We start from the raw sequence: 18,810 nt of genomic DNA on the forward strand, positions 1-18,810 counted from the left end.
ATGAAAAAAGTTGACCATAAAAATATTAAGTTAACTTCCTGTCCTTCATCAAAGGCTCTTCCGCATTTATCGCCATCACCAGGTTATTTCTTCACACTTGACCTCCCGTGGTATTTCTTCCTGTTGCATCACGAAACAATAAAGAAAAAAACTCCGCTCACACGCTCCGTTCTCACCTTTCATAAATGAAACGCGACCTATCAAAATTGAAAGATGCGCGCCCCTTTATGTGTATACTTTTCCTAATATTTCGACGAATTTCAACTGGCACGATAATTGCGATTGCCATATAGAAAAGAAAAGCCTGCCTCCCTTTTAATTGGACGTTGGCAGGACAAATATGGCTCGAAAAGGGGGAGGAACGATTGAAAATTGTCTATACCCATCATTTCGGTTTGCCTTTGGACGCAGTATGGAAGGGAATTCAGGACGAGGAGGTGTTGAAGAAAGCCATCCCCGGCTGCCAAGCCTTTTCCCAGGTGGAAGAAAATGTTTACCATGCGGAAATGGGAATCAGTGTCGGGCCGGTCAAGGGGATGTTTACGGGACAGGTAAGGCAAGCCGATCAGGAGGAGCCGTTTTTTTACCGCCTGTTTGTAAAGGGAAAGGGAGCTCCTGGAGAAATCGACGCCGTTGCAGAAATGAAATTGGAAGAGGAGGATACGGGGGTAAAGCTGACCTGTACGGCTGAAGTTCAGGTGACGGGCGTGCTGGCGTCTGTCGGTCAACGGGTAATGGGCGGCGTGGCGAAGCTGGTGATTGGACAATTTTTCAAGACAGCGGAAAAAGAAATGGGTCAAATGTTTTCCCACTCGTAAACGAATGTACCTGAGGAGGTGTCTGCATGAACAAGTCTTGTAAAGTCACACTCACGGTCAATGAAGTGGAACGAACCGCGGAGGTAGAGCCGCGGATGCTGTTGGTGCATTTCCTGCGTGAAACTCTGAATCTGACCGGTACGCACATCGGGTGTGACACGAGTCAATGCGGAGCTTGTACCGTGCTGGTGAACGGCGAGGCCGTAAAGTCGTGCACCATGCTTGCGGTTCAAGCGGATGGAGCGAGCATTACGACAGTAGAGGGCCTTGGAGATGTCGAGCATTTGCACCCGATCCAGCAGGGCTTCTGGGAAAAGCACGGGCTGCAATGCGGCTTCTGTACGCCGGGCGTGATGATGGCGATGGTGAGCTTGCTGCAGGAGCATCCTGCCCCTACGGAAGAAGAGGTGCGTGAGGCATTGGAAGGCGTGATTTGCCGCTGTACAGGCTATCAGTTCATTGTGGATGCGGTCCTGCATGCAGCAGCCGAGATGGCCAAGCTGCAAGAGAGCGGAAACGTTTCTGACACGATGCCGGTCGGGGAGGGACGCTGAGTGATGGCAAATATGATCGGGACCCCTGTAAAGAGAAAAGAAGATCCTCGCCTGCTGACTGGCAACGGCATGTTTACCGACGATATGAAGCTGCCGGGAATGCTCCACGCCGCCTTTCTGCGCAGTCCGTTTGCGCACGCCAAAATTTTCCGCATCGACACTGAAACAGCGAAACAGTACCCGGGTGTTATCGCCGTATTTACCGGTGCCGACCTGATCGGCAAAGTGAAACCAGTCCCGACCATGTGGTATGTGCCCGGTGCAGATTTGAAAGCAAAGGACAGAAGTCCGCTGGCGTTGGAAAAGGTGCTTTATGCGGGTGAGGCTGTAGCGGTCGTTGTCGCCGAGGATCGGTACATAGCGCGTGATGCTCTCGAACTGATTTCCGTAGACTACGAGGAGTTGCCAGCCGTTACCCATCAGGAAAAGGCCCTCCAGGAAGGAGCGCCGCTCGTCCACGACGATGTGCCGCAAAACCTGGCTCTCCTGTGGAAAGCGGGAGAGGTGCCAGATGAGGCGTTTGAACAAGCGGAGGTGGTCGTCCGGCAACGGCTGTACAACCAGCGGGTGATCCCCAACCCGATGGAAACGAGGGCGGCAGTGGCGCAGTTCAACCCTGGCAGCGGCGAGATGACGATCTGGTGCACCTCGCAAAACCCGCATATTCATCGAATGATTTACTCGGGAGTCCTCGGCATTCCGGAAAGCAAGCTTCGCATCGTAGCACCTGATGTAGGCGGAGGTTTTGGAGCCAAGATCGCGACGTACACGGAGGAAGCGGTCGTCGGCCATGCAGCCAGAGAATTGAGACGGCCGGTGAAATGGGTGGAGGAGCGCCGTGAGCACTTCATGGCGACTACCCATGCCAGAGACGAGGTTATCGAGGTGGAGCTGGCCGGGAAAAAGGACGGCACCTTTACCGCTCTGCGGGTCAAAAACACCGCCAATCTTGGGGCTTATCTCTCGACATTTGGAGGCGGCTGTCCGACGATTGACTTCGGCCTGATGATTACTGGAGCCTACCACATTCCGCAGGCAGCAGTCGTAACGTACGGCGTTTATACCAATACGACACCGACGGATGCGTATCGCGGTGCCGGAAAACCCGAGGCGACCTTCCAGATTGAGCGAATCGTGGATCTGTTTGCCCGAAAAGTGGGAATGGACCCGCTGGAGGTCAGACGCAAAAATTTAATTCCAAAGGAATCCTTCCCCTATACGACTGCAATGGGCTTGTTGTACGACAGCGGAAACTACGAATTAACCCTTGAAAAAGCTTTGGAGGCGGTGGATTACGAGGCGCTGCGAAAAGAACAGGAGGAGCTGCGGGCACAGGGCAAACTGATCGGCATCGGCTTTTCCACCTATGTGGAGCTGTGCGGCTTTGGCCCCTCAAAGGTTGCCGGAGCGATCGGCTTTCAGGGCGGGGTGTGGGAAAACAGCACGGTCCGCGTCCATCCGACCGGCAAGGTTACCGTCTATACGGGCACGTCTCCGCACGGACAGGGGACAGCTACCTCTTTCGCGCAGATCGTCTCGGATAAATTGGGTGTCCCGATCGAGGACATCGAGCTTGTTCACGGCGATACCCAGAGCATTTCGATGGGTTGGGGAACCTACGGCTCGCGGACGACAGCGGTCGGAGGCGCAGCGGTAGCCATCGCGGCAGACAGAGTCGTGGCAAAGGCGAAACGGATTGCGGCGCACGAGCTGGAGGTCGCAACCGAGGATATTGATTTTGCTGGCGGCGTCTTTTCCGTAAAGGGAGTGCCCGGGCGAGAGAAGACGTTCCAGGAAATTGCCCGCTCAGCCAATTTCGCCTGGAATTTGCCGGATGATGTGGAGCCTTCGCTCGAGGCGCAGTCTTTCTTCGATCCGTCCAACTTCGTATACCCGTTTGGCGCACACATCTGCGTCGTCGAGGTAGACAAGGATACCGGAGAGGTAGCGCTCAGGAAATATGTCGCGGTGGATGATGTCGGCAAGGTAATCAACCCGCTTCTAGCCGAAGGCCAGGTCCATGGCGGGGTCGTTCAGGGAATCGGTCAGGCGCTCTGGGAAGGAGCCGTATACAGCGAAAATGGCCAGATGCTATCCGGAACATTCATGGATTACACCATGCCAAAAGCGCGATTCTTCCCCAGAGTAGAGTGGCATTTTACCGAAACGCCTTCACCCGTCAATCCGCTCGGCGCCAAAGGAATCGGGGAAACAGGGACGACTGCCGCTCCACCTGCCGTCGTCAACGCAGTGATGGACGCGCTGCAGCCCTTCGGCGTCGATGACCTGGATATGCCGCTGACGCCGGAAAAGGTATGGAAAGCGATGCAGAACAGGAGGGAAGGCATATGATACCGACTACATTCGATTATGTTCGGGCTGACACCGTAGAGGATGCGATTCGCTTGCTGCAGCAAAGCAATGGGGAAGCGAAGCTGCTTGCAGGCGGACACAGCTTGATCCCGCTGCTCAAATTCCGTTTGACCGCACCCGGCACTCTGATCGACATCAGCAAGATTGGCGAGCTGCAAGGAATTCGGCGGGAGGGGAACCGCCTGGTCGTCGGAGCTTTGACTACCCACCACCAGCTTCACACAAGCCCGCTCATAAGAGAAACCATGCCGGTGCTGGCCGATGCGGCGCGTGTGATTGGAGATTTGCAAGTCAGACATCGCGGCACCGTGGGCGGAAATCTGGCCCATGCCGACCCGGCTGCCGATCTGCCGGGAGTGGCTCTGGCGTTGGATGCCATGCTGGAGGTACAGAGCGAGGACGGAAAAGAATTGCTCGAGCTGGACGGATTTTTTCTGGGACCGTTGGTGACAGCTCTGCCGGAGACCAGCCTGGTGACTTCTGTCTCCTTTCTGATTCCGCCGTCTGATGCAAAGAGCGTCTATCTGAAATACGCGCATCCAGCCTCCGGATACGCCGTGGTTGGCGTCTGCGCCGTCGTGGGGACTGATCCTGACGGGACGATCAACCATGCACGTGTCGGAATCAATGGTGTCGGCGATGTAGCGTACAGAGCGATCAGTGTGGAGGAGCGTTTGCTCGGTCAAAGGCCTTCGAGGGAGCTGATTCAACAAGCTGCCGCCCATGCTGCCGACGAGGGGGATATCGGCGGAGACCTGTTTGCATCGGAGGAATACCGCAGGCATCTGTGCCGTGTCTATACCGAACGGGCCTTGGAGCAAATTCTCTTGCCGGAAGGAACGGCATGAGCGGATACGATTTCGCTCTCATCGAACGCGACTTCTACCAGCACGGTTACGTGACGGATACGTCTGTTGCGACGGCTCTCCGCCTCGTTCTTTGTCTCGGCAAACCGCTGCTGGTAGAAGGATCGGCCGGTGTGGGCAAAACAGAAATAGCCAAGACGTTGTCTCGCGTATTACACACGCGGCTGATCCGTTTGCAATGCTACGAGGGGATGGACAGCCAATCCGCTTTATACGAATGGAATTATCAGAGGCAGCTCATTCGCATCAAGCTCGGCGAGGATAGCGGGCGGACGGCCGAAGAGCGTGAGGAGGAAATTTTTGGCCCGGCTTTCCTGTTGAAAAGGCCCATCCTTGAAGCTTTGACGGATGAAAACCGGGCTCCCGTCCTCTTGATCGATGAGATCGATCGTGCCGATGAGTCATTCGAAGCGTTTTTGCTGGAAGCCTTGGCCGAGTTTCAGGTCACGATTCCCGAGCTGGGGACAATCCGGGCGGTGCATCGTCCCTATGTCATTCTCACCTCGAACAGGACCCGTGAGCTGAGTGATGCCCTGCGGCGCAGATGCCTCTATCAATGGCTGGCGTATCCGGATATGCAGAAAGAAGCGGAGATTTTGCGGGTGAGGCTGCCCGATATAAGCCAGCGCTTGGCAGAGCAGATTTCGCTCATGATGGCAAATCTGAGAGCACTCCCGCTGCAGAAGGTGCCGGGCGTAGCGGAAAGCCTCGACTGGGCTCAGGCGCTGATCAAGCTGCATCGCAGCGAGCTCGATCCATCTGTCGTGCAAGCGACGATGGGGTGCTTTGTCAAAGACCGCGACGATTGGGAAACGGTGGAGGAGCAGCTGCGTTCGGGGAGGTTGCTTGTTGAAAAACGGTGATGCCAATTGCCTGGCACAAAATAGTTTGTCGCACCATCTGATTTGTTTTTCCCGGATATTGCGGGGAAGAGGCGTACTTGTCAGCCCGCAGCAAACGGCCGATGCGCTCCAATCGTTAGCTGTGCTGGATATTTCCGATGAAGCCCTGTTTCGCTACGGACTGCGCCTCAATCTCTGTTCGAGCCCGGAGGAGCAGCAGATATTCGACGAGGAGTACGAGCGGTACTTCCATGAAGAAGCCATCCGGGAGGACAGAAAGCCATCTCCTGAAATGGCAAAGCGAAAATCGCAAAAAGAGCAGTCTTCCCCGCCTGAAGCCTCTGCCCGGTCCGAGGAACGGCAACCAGACTTGGCTGATGCCGTTTGGAGGCCAGTTGATCAGGAGCTGGAGGCCGAAAGCACAAGGCAGGTCGGAAGACACGTCATTCCGACAGCGCCCTGGGAAGCAAGGAAACAAGTGCTCGTGCGCATCCCGACAAAGCGAAATCCTCTGATGGAGGAAGGTGCCAAGCAACTCATCGCGGAATTCCGGTTGAGGCAAAGGAGGGCGTGGCGACGCCAGCTTCGCGGCGCGCTGCTCGATTTTCGCCGTACCATTCGCAGTGGTTTGCAGACGGGAGGAGAGCCGCTCCTCCTTTCTTGGAAAAAGAGGAAGCCGCGAGAAGCCAATTTCTTGCTCTTTTGCGACGGAAGCAGGTCCATGAGCGGTTTTGCAGAAACGTTCCTGCAATTTGCCTATGCCTTGTCTGCCCGTTCGCGTCAGGTAGAGGTCTTTCTTTTTTCCACGAAGCTGCGGCGGATCAGCAGAGCGCTCCGGCATGCGAGGCAAGCTGATCAAACAGGTCAAACAGGTCAAACAGGTCAAACTGCTAAAACTGCCAATACGGCCAATACGGCCAATACGGCCAAAACCTCACCCCCTACCGTCATCGCAGAGTCGGCGGAATGGGGGAGCGGAACCCGCATCGGTGAATCTCTCCATACCTTTGTTCGGTTATACGGCGGCCGCCTGCTTAGAAAAGATACAGTAGTGCTAATCGCAAGCGACGGTTTGGATACCGGCGATGGGAGCAGGCTTGAGGAAGCCATGAAAACCATCTCCACAAAAGCTGCATGTGTGATCTGGCTAAATCCGCTGCTCGATGTGCCCGGCTATGAGCCGATTGCCCGCGGGATGCGTACGGCCCTGCCCTACATCGATATCTTCGCATCTGCACGAGATCTTGGCTCGTATCGTACATTGGCCAAGACCATTCGTCTTTGGAGGTGAGTACATGAGAGATCATGCATGGATCATAAACATGATAAAGGAAGCGAAAACTTCCGGGAAGCGATACGCGATGGCAACAGTCGTACATGTCAAAGGATCGGCTTATCGCCGTGAGGGAGCCAAAATGCTTGTCGATGAGGAGGGGAAGTCCACAGGCATGATTTCGGGCGGCTGCCTCGAAGCTGATGTGGCGGAAGTAGCCAAACAAGTGCTGGAGACGGGGGCGCCAACTGTAAAAACGTATGTCATGGACGAAGACCTGGTCTGGGGCTTGGGACTTGGGTGTCCCGGTACGGTAGAGATCTACATTGAACCGCTGCTGCATGCCTGCTCTGCAAGCGATGAGCGGCAAGCATCAGCGGAGGGCAGCTTTGGAAATCAGGATGTGCCTACGCACGGCGATTCCGTTTATGACGCGTGGCTGTCTGCCATAGAGGATGAACGCGCAGGAATTCTCTTTACCCGATTGGACACGGTTGGAAGCGGCCAGACACCAGCGCCTTTTCGGCTGTTCGTGCCTGAGGCGGGAGAGAGTATTGGAAGTACCGGCGATTTGTCATTGGACCGGCTCGTGACTGCCAAAGCCAGGCAGCTTTTCCTCCAAAAAAATCCGAAGTCTGCTTCGCTCCGCGTTCCTTTCTCGGAAGAACGGGAAGCTGTAGTTTTTGCAGACGTGTATATTCCGCCTGCGGAAGTGATTATTTTCGGGGCAGGGCATGATGCCGTACCACTCGCAAAAACGAGCGTTGCCGCAGGATTTCGTACGACGGTGGTCGACCCGCGTCCGGCGTACAATACGGAAGACAGATTTCCTGGAACGACACGCCTGTTGACAGATGACAAAAACGGATTTGAGCCGTTAAAGATTGGGAATCGCAGCTATATCATCATCATGAATCACCATCTGGAACGGGACATCGAAGCTCTCCGCTTTTCCCTGCAAACGGAAGCGCCGTACATCGGGGTTCTTGGTCCGAGAAGCCGATGTGACAGAATATTGAAAATGATTGAGGGGCGTGGCGATCTTCTTCGGGAGGAACGGCTTGCGCGCCTGCACAACCCTGTCGGCCTGGACATCGGAGCGGAAACCGCGGAAGAGATCGCACTGAGCATCGTCACCGAAGTACTGGCCGTCCACAACGGACACCAGGGCCATTTTTTGCGCGGAAAAGAGAGAATTCACCAGCCTTCCTAGGTATGGCCGGATATGTCGGAAAGTCAAGCCTGATACAGGCAGGAGGTTATTTGTGAACATCCAAATCGACGCGGTCATTTTGGCTGCCGGCTCGTCCTCCCGGATGGGCAGGCCAAAACAATTGCTCCCTCTCTCGGGTATGTTTCTGCTTGAACATGTGATCCATCAAGTGGCGGACTTTCCCTTTGCCCGTATTTTTACCGTAATCGGGCATCGGGCGGACTTGATTCAGGAGAAGATTCACATCGCAGACGACAGGTTTCAGTGGCTGATCAACCGTGACTATCAAGCGGGGCAGGGAACATCACTGGCTCTTGGACTCAGGCAAGTGACCGGTACACATCCGGCAGCCATGGTGTTTCTGGCAGACACTCCTTTTCTTCGGGAAGAGACGGTCCGCACGATCATAGAGTGTGGTCAGGAGCAGCTGCAGCAGGCCCCTGATCCATTCATGGTTCAGCCATACTTCGGAGATACCCCTGGACACCCGGTATTTTTTGGACACCTGGAAAATGGGCTGGAGTCGGTTGGGCCAGGCGATCGGATCGGGCAGAGGCTTGGGGAACAAATCAGACGTTTTCCGGTGCAGGTCGATGACCCGGGTATTTGCTTTGACATCGACACGCCGGAAGCGTATGAGCGAGCGGTCAAAATAGCGGCATTGAATAATGAGAAGCACGCGAATTTACATGGGGGTGAAGAAACCGATGAATCAGTTGCAGACGCGATACGAATACGGCGGGGATGAATTTGTCTTTGTCCAGCTTTCCGAGGAGATGAGTCTGGAGGCGAATTTTAAAGGTATGGCCATCACCAGGGAGTTGAAGCAGCGCGAGCTTCCCGGGATTGTAGATATTTGTCCGGCGAATGCCTCCTATATGGTGCGCGTCGATCCAGACGTGCTGCATCCGGAGGAGCTGATCAAGGAGCTGATGGATATCGAGCAAAAGATGGCCGATCTGGACCACATTACGATTGCTTCCCGATTGGTGGATGTTCCCGTGCTGTTCGAAGACCCGTGGACACATGAAGCGGTCATGCGTTTTCGCGATCGGCACCAGGACCCGGAATCGACTGATCTGGAATATTCCGCCCGAGTGAACGGCTACGACAGTAAAGAAGCGTTTATCGAGGCGATCACGAGCGCTCCCTTTCTGGTCTCCATGATCGGATTTGTCCCCGGTCTGCCCTGGTGTTTCCAGATGGTCGCCCGGGAAAAGCAGATCGAGGTGCCGAAATACGTTCGTCCGCGCACGTTTACGCCGGAGCGCACGTTTGGCTTTGGCGGAGCGTTTGCCGTGATCTACCCGGTGCAGGGAGCAGGCGGGTATCAGATGTACGGGATTGCCCCTGCGCCGATTTATCAAAAGGAACAAACGCTGCCGGACTTCCGTGACTCGATGGTGTTCCCGCAGCAAGGGGACATTTTCCGTTACAGGAGTATTACGCGGGAAGAGTACGACCAGATCCGCAGCGAAGTGGAGAATGGTACCTTTGTCTACCGGAAAAAAGACTTTTCCTTTACCCCGCAAGAGGTTTTGGAAGACCCGGACGCATTCTCGGAAATGGTGCTGAGGAGGTTGTACCATGATTAAGGTAATCAAGCCTGGCTTGCAAACGACCGTACAGGATCAGGGGCGCATCGGCCTCTATGAGATCGGCATGCCACCATCCGGCGCCATGGATAAGTTCTCTTACACGGTTGGCAATCTGCTGGTCGGTAATCAGCGGAATGCAGCCGCTTTGGAAATCACGTACCTCGGTCCGGTCCTGCAGTTTGGACGAAAACTGCGAATCAGTATCACAGGCGGAAATATCCCGCCCAAAATCAACGGACAGCCGGTGGCGATGTGGGAAACGCTCGAAGTGCAGGAAGGAGATACGCTGTCGTTTGACTTTGTACAGTCGGGAGCGAGAACATACCTCGCCGTGGAAGGCGGCATTGACGTGCCGGTTGTGATGAATTCCCGCTCTACCTACACCTTGATCGGGATCGGCGGCTTTCAGGGCCGTGCGCTCGCGGAAGGCGATGAGCTTGCGGTGGGAGATATGCATGAAAAAAAGGTGCCGGTAGGAACGAGGATTGATCCTTCCCTCATCCCGGTGTTTCAGAAAACACATGAGATCCGCGTCGTCGTCGGACTCTGCAGCTATCGTTTGACAGAAGAGAGCAAGGCGGTCTTTCTGGAAAGCGAGTGGACGGTTACGCCGGAAGCCAACCGGATCGGGTATCGGCACAAGGGAGAGCGCCTGAAGTTTGTCGAGCGGCAGCAGCCGTTCGGGGCAGGCAGCAACCCTTCCAACGTGACGGACCTGGGCTATCCGATCGGGTCGATTCAAGTGCCGGACGGGGTAGAGCCGATCGTGCTTCTGCATGATGCGGTTACCGGCGGCGGATATGCGACCATTGCCACAGTGATCAGTGCTGACTTGAACCGGATGGCGCAGATCAAGACAAATGAAAAGGTAAAATTTGTTTCCGTTACGCTGGAAGAAGCGATAGGTGCAAGACGAAATCTCCGCGACCAGTTAATGAAAATTGCCGATGCGATCTGATAATGAACAAAAAGGAGGACTTGTCATGAGTGATAAAAAAGCGATTCTTTCCCCGCTTCCCGGTGTGTTTTACCGAAAGCCGAGCCCTGAATTGCCCGATTACGCCAAGGAAGGGGATGTCATCAAAGCAGGAGAGGTCGTCGGATTGATCGAGGTCATGAAAAACTTTTACGAGATCAAGGCGGAAGAGGATGTCCTCATTGAGCAGTTCGTGGTCGAGAACGATACAATCGTCGATGCCGGCCAGGAGCTTGTTCTGGTAAAAAGCCAGGCGTCTTGATCGCTAATGCGGACCCGAAGGCTTGTTTTCTGAGCGGGATATAGAACGTGCGAAAGGGGGATCTATCGTAGATGAGAGTAGACCTCAATTGCGACATGGGAGAGAGCTTTGGCCTCTATCAGCTTGGACAAGATGAAGAAATGATGAAGTACATCTCCTCGGCAAATATTGCCTGCGGCTTTCACGCCGGCGATCCGCACGTCATGAGACGGACTGTGGAGCTTGCCAAGGCGAACGGAGTCGGGATTGGCGCTCACCCCGGGTTTCCAGACTTGATGGGTTTTGGGCGAAGATATATGAAATGCTCACCGGAGGAAATCCGCGATTACGTCATGTATCAAACCGGAGCCCTGCGAGAATTCGCTGCATGGACAAAGACTGAGCTGCAGCATTGCAAACCCCACGGCGCCCTGTTCATGATGGCGATGGAAGATGAGCAGATTGCCAGAGCTATTCTGGAAGGTCTGGCCGCCCTCTCCGAAAAGATGATTGTCTTTGCGTTAAACGGTTCGGCAGTGGAGGAAGTGGGACGGCAGATGGGCATGCCAATCGCCCGGGAGGTGTACGCCGATCGGGAGCACACAGCCAATGGCTCCATTGTTCTCACTCGCCGGGGGCCTTCGATTACAGACAAGGAGGGAATGGCCCGTCGCGTCGTCCGCATGGTCACAGAAGGCCGGGTCCTGACGCCGGATGGCGAGGATGCTGAAATCAAGGCTGACACGATCTGTATCCACGGCGACACGCCTGGTGCAATCGATCTGATCAAGGAAATTCGTGCGGCGTTTAAACAGGCCGGGATTGAAGTGACACCGGTACGGGATTTGCTGTTTCATTAAAGAACGATTTCAGAAGGTCGATATCTTTTCATGGGGCAGGAAGCTGATCGGAGGAAGAACCGGTCAGCTTTTTCTATGTTGGACAGCATATTTCAAAAGTGAAAGAACGGAGAAGGTGTGGTAAAATGTAAAATGAGTGAAAAGTCGGAAAAGTAAAAATAATCGTCCGGAGGGGTCCTTGTGCTCGTTTGGAAAGATGTTTTACAAAAGGTTTCCGCACCAATTTCGAAAGACCGGACTTTGCAAGAGGCGATACTCGCCATGGAAGAACAAAAGGGAGAGCTGCTTTTCGTCAGCAGCGAAAACGATGAGATCATCGGGTATGTGGACAAGGATTCTCTGTTGAAACAACTGCAGAGCCAACAGTCGTTGCAAGGGAAAATTGCGTATCGGGCTGATATGGTGAAGGTGCCGGAAGAAGGGGCCATTTCGTTTTATCACAACATCTCTGTCGTACTCGGGGTTAATGAATCCGGAGCGATTACGGGCTATACGACAGCCAGGGATACAAAGAATCTGTTGAATGTATACAAGCTCCAGCAGGTAAACCGCATCTTTGACAGCTCCGGAATCGGAATTATCACGACCGATTCCGATTTTGAAATCACTTTCATGAATGAAACTGCGGAACAAATCCTCGGCCTTCCCAAACACGTCCTTCTCTATCGCAACTATAAAACGCTGATCACGGTCGAAAGAGATCTCGATGAAGTGCTGACCGGGAAACAAATGGTAATGGTCGAGTGCTCGATCAATTTTAAACGGACAAGCGGCAATATTTCCCCGTTGTATGAAAACGACAAGATTATCGGGATCGTTCACCTCTTCTCCAATCGGGAGAAGCTCGGGGATGCCGTCAACGAGCTCGAGTTTCTCCGCAATTTCAACGATGACTTGAAAGCTGTGTATTCATCGACGAACAAGCAGATTACCGTCGTCAATCGGGCAGGAACCATCATTCGCGTGGCGGGTACTTTTTTGCAAGGGTTTTGGGAGCAGGAGTCAGCAGAAAAACTGATCGGGAAAAACGTCTATGAGCTGGAAAAGGAAGGCGCCTTTTCTCCCAACATCACCGATTTGTGCCTTGCCCAAAAGAAGCGTTTGTCGCTGATCCAGGAGGCGAAAAACGGGAAAAAAGTCTGGTCGGTGGCGACGCCAGTCTTTCACGGAGACAAAATCGAGAAAATCGTGATTCTGTCGGAGGACATTACGAGCATTCACGAGCTGCGCGCCGAGCTGGAAATGGCCAAAAAGCAATCAGAGGAATACAAGCAGGAGCTGGACCAGCTATTGACACAGAAACATGACGGTCAGCGCAAGCTCATCTTTCGCTCGCAAGTCATGGAACGGTTGGTGGACGAGTGCAGGCATATCGCCAAAGTGGATTCGACCGTGCTGTTGTCCGGCGAGTCCGGTGTCGGCAAGGAGGTCTTTGCCAAAGCCATCCACGAGTACAGTCACAGACACAACGAGCCGTTCATTCGGGTAAATTGCGGCGCGATACCGGAAACCTTGATGGAAAGCGAGCTGTTTGGTTACGAAAAAGGAGCGTTTACCGGAGCGGATCAGCGGGGAAAGCCGGGACTGTTTGAGCTTGCTCACAAAGGAAGCATCTTTTTGGATGAAGTAACCGAGTTGCCTTACAACATGCAGGTAAAGCTCTTGTGTGTCCTGCAGGAAAGAGAGATGATGCGGGTCGGCGGCACCCGGACAATTTCCATCGATGTGAGAGTGATTGCGGCCACGAACCAAAATATTCACGAGCTGGTACGGAAAAATTTATTCCGCGAAGACTTGTACTACCGCTTGAACGTCATTCCCATCGATATTCCGCCCCTTCGCAAGCGTACTCTGGACATCATTCCGTTGTCCGTCCATTTTTTGCAGGTTTACAACCAAATGTACAAGCTGGACAAGGTATTGACCAAGGAAGCGCTGCATGTCCTGGAGGGATACCACTGGCCCGGGAATGTTCGGGAGCTGCAGAACATGATCGAGCGTCTGGTGGTGACGGCGAGGGAGGAGCATATCAGTGCCCGCGATGTGCTGTCCAACCTGTACGAAAGCAAGCCGCGCGATCAGGAGAAAAAACCGATCGTCCGTGAGATTATTCCTTTGAAAGAGGCGGTCGAGGAAGTAGAGACGCAGTTGATCAGTCTCGCCTTGCAAAAGTACGGGACCGCTGCCAAGGTCGCCCAGATTCTGGGCGTCAGCCCCGCGACCTTGAGCAGACGGATGCAAAAGCTGCTTTCCTGAAAGGAGGGGTGACGATGTTCACACTGCCCGAGACGAGATTCGACTTTGGCGGAGATGAATACATCTATGCGGAAATTTCCCGAGACATGAGCGAAGAGAGCAACTTCAAAGCACTGGCGATCACGAGCGAACTGCGAAGAAGGCAAATCCCGGGCATTCTTGACATCTGCCCATCCAATTCTTCGTACCTGATCCGTTTTGATCCGGAAGTGATCCCGGCAGCGAATTTGCTCGATTATTTAAAGGAAATCGACATGACCAAAAGCAACCCTGCCGCTTTGAATCTCGAAGTCCGTATCGTCGAGATTCCAATCTGGTACGACGATCCGATCACGAGGGAGTACAGCAGACGCTTTCAAGAGCGCAACATCATCAAAGAAAACATCAGCAACTTTGAGCTCGTGATGAAGCTGAACGGCTTCAAGGAAAAGGAAGCCTTTATCGAGGCGCATTCCCGCAGTCCATACTTAATCTCGATGATGGGCTTTATTCCGGGAACCGCATGGGAGTACCCACTGGGCCTCAGGAAGGATCAGATCATCCAGACACCCAAATACGCAAGTCCGCGGACGGATACGCCTGGAAGAGCTGTCGGCCTCGGAGGAGCCTTTACGGTGATCTATCCGCTGTCCGCTCCGGGCAGCTACCAGCTGATCGGAATGGCCGCGGTGCCAGTCTTTGATCAGTCAGGCAAGCTTGAGGATTTGCGCGACTCGTTTTTCCTGGCCAGGCCCGGTGACATCTGGAAGCATCACCCGGTTGAAGAGCGGGAGTACAAGCAGATTCTTTCGCAAGTAGAAGCCGGGACGTACCGTTACCGGATGAAATACGTCGATTTTTCCCCGGAGGAATACTTCGCGAAAAGAGAAGCGTACATCAAGCAAGTAATGGAGGACTTTTAATATGCTGCGGATCAGGGATGGCGGCTTGCAGACACTGGTTCAGGATATGGGCAGAAAGGAGTTTTATCATCTGGGGGTGCCGCCTTCGGGAGCCGCTGACAAATACTCCTATGTACTGGGCAATATTTTGCTGGGGAATCCGCATGATTACGCCGCCTTGGAAATTACGCTGCTCGGTCCGGTGATTGAATTTTGCAAAAGGACGGTAATCGCCATAACGGGAGCTCCATGCGAGGTGAGGCTCAATGAGCAGCCGGTGCCGATGTGGGAATCGCTGGTGATACAGGAAGGAGATATGCTCGCATTTCGGATGACCACGCAGGGAGTCAAAACCTATCTATGCGTATCCGGAGGCATTCAAGTGCCGGATGTCCTCGGCTGCAAGTCGACCTATGTGCTTAGTCAATTAGGCGGCTTTCACGGCAGAAAGCTGCAGGCGGGCGACGAGGTGCAGATCGGAGAGCCTTTGCCCGGCGTTTTTCACCAGGTTGGCCGGCGAATTCCCGACGAATACATCCCTGCATTTTCGAATGAGATGGACATCCGGGTGGTGGTGGGCTTATCCAGCTACCGCTTGAGTGATGAAGGGATAAAAACATTTCTCAACTCGGAGTGGCAGGTGGGGCTGGAGTCAAATAATATCGCCTACCGATATACAGGGGCCACCGTATCGTTCAAACCGTTCGATCCGCCGTTTGGAGCGGGAAACAACTCATCCAATGTCGTCGATATCGTCTACCCTATTGGCGCGATCATGGTGCCAAACGAAAAAGAATTGATCCTGCTTTTGCGCGATGCGACAACAGGAGGGGGCTTTGTCACGATCGGAACGGCCATCAATGCTGATCTCGACTTGATCGCCCAATCCAGGCCGAATACGAAAACGCGTTTTTTGGCAGTCACCGTGGACCAGGCAATCGAAGCGAGGTTGTCCAAAAAGCGAAAAATTTTGGCCGTGCAAGAGCTGCTCCGTTAAAACCACGTTTTTGCCAGAGGACATTAGGACTGGCGGACGACATGAATAATCGGTATAATATGATTATTCCAACTATTATTTAGGTGCTTCTTGCCCTACGCATTTCGGCAGTCTTTCATGGCAACAGCCGTCTGCAAACCGTGATGGCGACAATGGCGTCAAAGTCTCGGGGAGAAGGACGGAAAATGGGCGGCCACGATCCATCTCATGTAAAGGGGGAGGAGAATTGCGTCAGCGCTACAAAATACTGGTCATCGACGATGAGCCGATCACCCGGATGGATATCCGGGAAATGCTGCAAGAAGTAGGCTATGACGTTGTAGCGGAAGGCAGAAATGGTAAAGAAGCGATCGAATTGACGCAAAAGTGGAAGCCCAATCTCATTATTATGGACGTAAAAATGCCGATCATGGACGGCCTGAAGGCGACGAAAATAATTCGGGACACCTCAAACTCGGCTGTTCTGCTTCTCACGGCCTACAGCCAAAGAGAAATGCTCGTCGAGGCAGAGAGGGCCGGCGTTTGCGGCTATCTGGTCAAGCCGGTTTCCGAAGAAGAGCTGCTGCCTGCTGTAGAGATGATGATTGATCGTCACAGACAGGCAGAGGCGTGAGCATTCACCTGCGAACCGTAAAGTTGATATTGGAAAAGCGACGGCGCTTTGAGTGGGGACAACCATGTTGTCCTGTATTCAAGGCGCTTTTTCTTTTTGTACTGCCCATGAATAAAGACCGCTTGCCAGTCAAGCGAGGGAGGAACGAGATATGAAGTTGTCTTGCGTAATCCGGAAGCAGCACTATCAATTTTCATCTGTCAAAGATGTTTTGGCCAAAGCAAGCGAGGAGAAGTCGGGTGACCAAATGAGCAGGATCGGCGCCCAGTCGGCCCTGGAGAGGATGGCAGCCAAAGTAGTGCTGAGCGAGATGCTGCTATCTGACATCTATGAAAATCCCGTTATTGCCTATGAAGACGATGAGGTCACACGCATTATTTACGACGATCTCAATTTGACCGTCTACAATGAAATCAAGCATTGGACAGTGGGTGAACTGCGCGATTACATTTTGTCTCGAAAAGCCCGCATGCCAGAGCTGACCAGGCTTAGCCGCGGACTTACCAGCGAGATGATAGCGGCGGTAGCCAAGCTGATGTCCAGCATTGATCTGGTCATGGCTTCTCAAAAGATGAGGTACCAGGCCTATTGCAACACATTGATTGGAGAGCCGGGGCGCCTTGCCTTCCGCTGTCAGCCCAATCATCCGATCGACGACCCGGAAGGCATCCTCGCCTCGATCAAAGAGGGGCTCTCCTACGGATCAGGCGATGCAGTCATCGGAATCAATCCGAATAACGATTCGGTTGAAAGCGTTACCAAGCTGCTCGTCATGTCGCATGAATTCATTCAACGCTGGCAAATCCCGACGCAAAACTGCGTACTGGCTCACATTACTACGCAGATGCAGGCTCTCCGGAACGGCGCTCCTATCTCGCTGATGTTTCAAAGCCTGGCCGGTTCGCAAAAGGCAAATGAGGCCTTCGGTGTCTCCAAAGAAATTTTGGACGAGGGCATGGAGCTGATGCTTCGCTACGGAACGGCGACCGGTCCCAATGTGATGTATTTTGAAACAGGGCAAGGGTCTGAGGTATCTTTGGATTCACACGAAGGAGTCGATATGCAGACATTGGAATCTCGAACCTATGGTTTTTGCAGGCACTGGAAGCCGTTTATGGTGAATAACGTTTCCGGCTTTATCGGTCCGGAGACGCTGTATGACGGCAGGCAGATGATCCGGGCGGATCTGGAGGACTTGTTTATGGGGAAAATGCACGGACTGCCGATGGGCATCGCTCCCACCTATACGAATCACATGTACGCAGACCAAAATGATCAGGAAATTGCCGGCATGTTGACTGCTTTGGCAGGGGCGAATTTTTACATGGGCGTGCCCGGGGGAGATGACGTCATGCTCAGCTACCAGGATACGAGCTATCACGATGACGCGAGCCTGCGGGAAATACTCGGGCTGAGGCCGTTGCGGGAATTTGAACAATGGCTGGAAAAGATGGGGATCATGGAGGACGGCAGGTTGACTGAGTATGCAGGAGATCTGACGATTTTTGATTAGAGTGGCGGGAGGCGAAGAAACATGAAGCAGGTTAATCTTGATGAGCTTGTCGATCGCGTGTTGGTTGAGCTGGCAAAGCAGAGTTCCACGTCGGCAAAAAAAGAGCCACTTCAGGCGGGGGCTCATTCAAGTGATCCCATATACTTTCCGGAGGACAAAGAAATGGGGGTCGAGAAGCCGAAGGACCGGGAGTCGCTGGAAAGAGCGATGAGTCGGACACCTGCACGTATCGGGATCGGCCGCGCGGGAACGAGAATGAAAACGCGGAGCTACCTGCAATTTCGGATTGATCAGGCAGCAGCCCGAGACGCGGTGACGAAGGATATCGGCGAAGATCTTCTGCGTGAGCTGGGTCTGCCCATCTTGCAGACGAAATCTGCCGATATGCAGGAATACCTCATGAATCTGGAATCGGGGCGCAGACTATCCGATGAATCCGTGCGATGGCTGGAGCAGAACGGGGATAAAGGAAAGGATGTGCAAATCGTCGTATCCGATGGACTCAGCACATCGGCGATCGAAGCGAATATTCCCGATCTGCTTCCCGCCCTCCTGCAAGGTTTGGCTTTGCGCAACATTAGCACGGGAAAACCTGTATTTGTAAAACGGGGACGGGTCTGGGTACAGGATCAGATCGCCTCTATCGTCAAGTGCAAGGCGGTCATATCGCTGATCGGCGAGAGACCTGGACTTGCTACCGCGGAGAGCCTCAGCGCTTATATGATCTATCAGCCAAGTGCACAGACAGTGGAATCTGACCGGACGGTTATTTCCAATATCCATCGAGGGGGGACGCCGCCGATCGAGGCTGGGGCCTATCTGGCAGAGCTGCTCGATGATATTCTGCGTTATCAGGCAAGCGGCGTGACTCTTGCCAGGTTGAGATCAAGATAAGCTGGGGCGAGCCACTGGGGCTGAGACAGATGAGAATGATGA

Annotated in this window: 18 protein-coding genes; all 18 read left to right on the forward strand. The window is 53.7% G+C overall.

Going from position 1 to position 18,810, the window contains the following annotated elements:
* The first annotated feature begins 365 nt into the window (after window positions 1-365).
* A complete protein-coding gene (locus tag NST96_RS13285) occupies window positions 366-818 on the forward strand; it encodes a carbon monoxide dehydrogenase subunit G (RefSeq protein WP_039071124.1) in 453 nt (150 codons plus the stop codon).
* A 26-nt stretch (window positions 819-844) separates the two neighbouring features.
* Entirely contained in the window at window positions 845-1,372 is a 528-nt protein-coding gene (locus NST96_RS13290) for a (2Fe-2S)-binding protein (RefSeq protein WP_003386909.1), read from the forward strand.
* A gap of 3 nt (window positions 1,373-1,375) precedes the next feature.
* The gene (locus tag NST96_RS13295; RefSeq protein WP_342406538.1) at window positions 1,376-3,724 is read left to right on the forward strand and encodes a xanthine dehydrogenase family protein molybdopterin-binding subunit; all 2,349 of its coding nucleotides are present in this window, start codon (window positions 1,376-1,378) and stop codon (window positions 3,722-3,724) included.
* Window positions 3,721-4,593, forward strand: coding sequence for a xanthine dehydrogenase family protein subunit M (locus NST96_RS13300; protein WP_003386907.1), 873 nt, complete (start codon window positions 3,721-3,723; stop codon window positions 4,591-4,593). The genes NST96_RS13295 and NST96_RS13300 overlap by 4 nt, the downstream gene beginning before the upstream one ends.
* Entirely contained in the window at window positions 4,590-5,474 is an 885-nt protein-coding gene (locus NST96_RS13305) for a MoxR family ATPase (protein ID WP_342406501.1), read from the forward strand. Before NST96_RS13300 ends, NST96_RS13305 begins: the two co-directional genes overlap by 4 nt.
* Entirely contained in the window at window positions 5,461-6,744 is a 1,284-nt protein-coding gene (locus tag NST96_RS13310) for a VWA domain-containing protein (protein ID WP_342406502.1), read from the forward strand. The genes NST96_RS13305 and NST96_RS13310 overlap by 14 nt, the downstream gene beginning before the upstream one ends.
* A 4-nt stretch (window positions 6,745-6,748) precedes the next feature.
* Entirely contained in the window at window positions 6,749-7,939 is a 1,191-nt protein-coding gene (locus tag NST96_RS13315; RefSeq protein WP_342406503.1) for an XdhC/CoxI family protein, read from the forward strand.
* Between the two features lie 52 nt (window positions 7,940-7,991).
* Entirely contained in the window at window positions 7,992-8,687 is a 696-nt protein-coding gene (locus NST96_RS13320; protein ID WP_003386900.1) for a nucleotidyltransferase family protein, read from the forward strand.
* A complete protein-coding gene (locus NST96_RS13325) occupies window positions 8,647-9,534 on the forward strand; it encodes a carboxyltransferase domain-containing protein (RefSeq protein ID WP_342406504.1) in 888 nt (295 codons plus the stop codon). Before NST96_RS13320 ends, NST96_RS13325 begins: the two co-directional genes overlap by 41 nt.
* Window positions 9,527-10,495: a biotin-dependent carboxyltransferase family protein gene (locus NST96_RS13330; RefSeq protein ID WP_003386898.1), complete on the forward strand. Its 969-nt coding sequence runs from the start codon at window positions 9,527-9,529 to the stop codon at window positions 10,493-10,495. The genes NST96_RS13325 and NST96_RS13330 overlap by 8 nt, the downstream gene beginning before the upstream one ends.
* Before the next feature lie 25 nt (window positions 10,496-10,520).
* Window positions 10,521-10,775: an acetyl-CoA carboxylase gene (locus NST96_RS13335; protein ID WP_172920446.1), complete on the forward strand. Its 255-nt coding sequence runs from the start codon at window positions 10,521-10,523 to the stop codon at window positions 10,773-10,775.
* 71 nt (window positions 10,776-10,846) lie between these two features.
* Window positions 10,847-11,614, forward strand: coding sequence for a 5-oxoprolinase subunit PxpA (locus NST96_RS13340; protein ID WP_327970358.1), 768 nt, complete (start codon window positions 10,847-10,849; stop codon window positions 11,612-11,614).
* Between the two features lie 261 nt (window positions 11,615-11,875).
* Entirely contained in the window at window positions 11,876-13,870 is a 1,995-nt protein-coding gene (locus NST96_RS13345; RefSeq protein ID WP_342406505.1) for a sigma 54-interacting transcriptional regulator, read from the forward strand.
* A 14-nt stretch (window positions 13,871-13,884) separates the two neighbouring features.
* Window positions 13,885-14,772, forward strand: a complete 888-nt coding sequence (locus tag NST96_RS13350; RefSeq protein WP_251237687.1) for a carboxyltransferase domain-containing protein — start codon at window positions 13,885-13,887, stop codon at window positions 14,770-14,772.
* A 1-nt stretch (window position 14,773) separates the two neighbouring features.
* Entirely contained in the window at window positions 14,774-15,748 is a 975-nt protein-coding gene (locus NST96_RS13355; protein ID WP_024984776.1) for a biotin-dependent carboxyltransferase family protein, read from the forward strand.
* Between the two features lie 226 nt (window positions 15,749-15,974).
* A complete protein-coding gene (locus NST96_RS13360; protein WP_024984775.1) occupies window positions 15,975-16,361 on the forward strand; it encodes a response regulator in 387 nt (128 codons plus the stop codon).
* A 151-nt stretch (window positions 16,362-16,512) separates the two neighbouring features.
* Entirely contained in the window at window positions 16,513-17,874 is a 1,362-nt protein-coding gene (locus NST96_RS13365) for an ethanolamine ammonia-lyase subunit EutB (protein WP_122958590.1), read from the forward strand.
* Between the two features lie 21 nt (window positions 17,875-17,895).
* Window positions 17,896-18,768, forward strand: coding sequence for an ethanolamine ammonia-lyase subunit EutC (gene eutC / locus NST96_RS13370; RefSeq protein WP_227277726.1), 873 nt, complete (start codon window positions 17,896-17,898; stop codon window positions 18,766-18,768).
* The last annotated feature ends 42 nt before the right edge of the window (window positions 18,769-18,810 follow it).

It is taken from the genome of Brevibacillus sp. FSL K6-2834 (assembly GCF_038592925.1).
Classification (GTDB): Bacteria; Bacillota; Bacilli; order Brevibacillales; family Brevibacillaceae; genus Brevibacillus; species Brevibacillus borstelensis.

What these genes read in the sequence shown, in the direction of transcription:
- NST96_RS13345 (WP_342406505.1), top strand. Translation starts at nt 11,876, where the DNA reads ATGGAAGAACAAAAGGGAGAGCTGCTTTTCGTCAGCAGCGAAAACGAT.
- NST96_RS13335 (WP_172920446.1), top strand. Translation starts at nt 10,521, where the DNA reads ATGAGTGATAAAAAAGCGATTCTTTCCCCGCTTCCCGGTGTGTTTTAC.
- NST96_RS13350 (WP_251237687.1), top strand. Translation starts at nt 13,885, where the DNA reads ATGTTCACACTGCCCGAGACGAGATTCGACTTTGGCGGAGATGAATAC.
- NST96_RS13300 (WP_003386907.1), top strand. Translation starts at nt 3,721, where the DNA reads ATGATACCGACTACATTCGATTATGTTCGGGCTGACACCGTAGAGGAT.
- eutC (WP_227277726.1), top strand. Translation starts at nt 17,896, where the DNA reads ATGAAGCAGGTTAATCTTGATGAGCTTGTCGATCGCGTGTTGGTTGAG.
- NST96_RS13325 (WP_342406504.1), top strand. Translation starts at nt 8,647, where the DNA reads ATGAATCAGTTGCAGACGCGATACGAATACGGCGGGGATGAATTTGTC.
- NST96_RS13315 (WP_342406503.1), top strand. Translation starts at nt 6,749, where the DNA reads ATGAGAGATCATGCATGGATCATAAACATGATAAAGGAAGCGAAAACT.
- NST96_RS13305 (WP_342406501.1), top strand. Translation starts at nt 4,590, where the DNA reads ATGAGCGGATACGATTTCGCTCTCATCGAACGCGACTTCTACCAGCAC.
- NST96_RS13365 (WP_122958590.1), top strand. Translation starts at nt 16,513, where the DNA reads ATGAAGTTGTCTTGCGTAATCCGGAAGCAGCACTATCAATTTTCATCT.
- NST96_RS13355 (WP_024984776.1), top strand. Translation starts at nt 14,774, where the DNA reads ATGCTGCGGATCAGGGATGGCGGCTTGCAGACACTGGTTCAGGATATG.
- NST96_RS13295 (WP_342406538.1), top strand. Translation starts at nt 1,376, where the DNA reads ATGGCAAATATGATCGGGACCCCTGTAAAGAGAAAAGAAGATCCTCGC.
- NST96_RS13290 (WP_003386909.1), top strand. Translation starts at nt 845, where the DNA reads ATGAACAAGTCTTGTAAAGTCACACTCACGGTCAATGAAGTGGAACGA.
- NST96_RS13340 (WP_327970358.1), top strand. Translation starts at nt 10,847, where the DNA reads ATGAGAGTAGACCTCAATTGCGACATGGGAGAGAGCTTTGGCCTCTAT.
- NST96_RS13330 (WP_003386898.1), top strand. Translation starts at nt 9,527, where the DNA reads ATGATTAAGGTAATCAAGCCTGGCTTGCAAACGACCGTACAGGATCAG.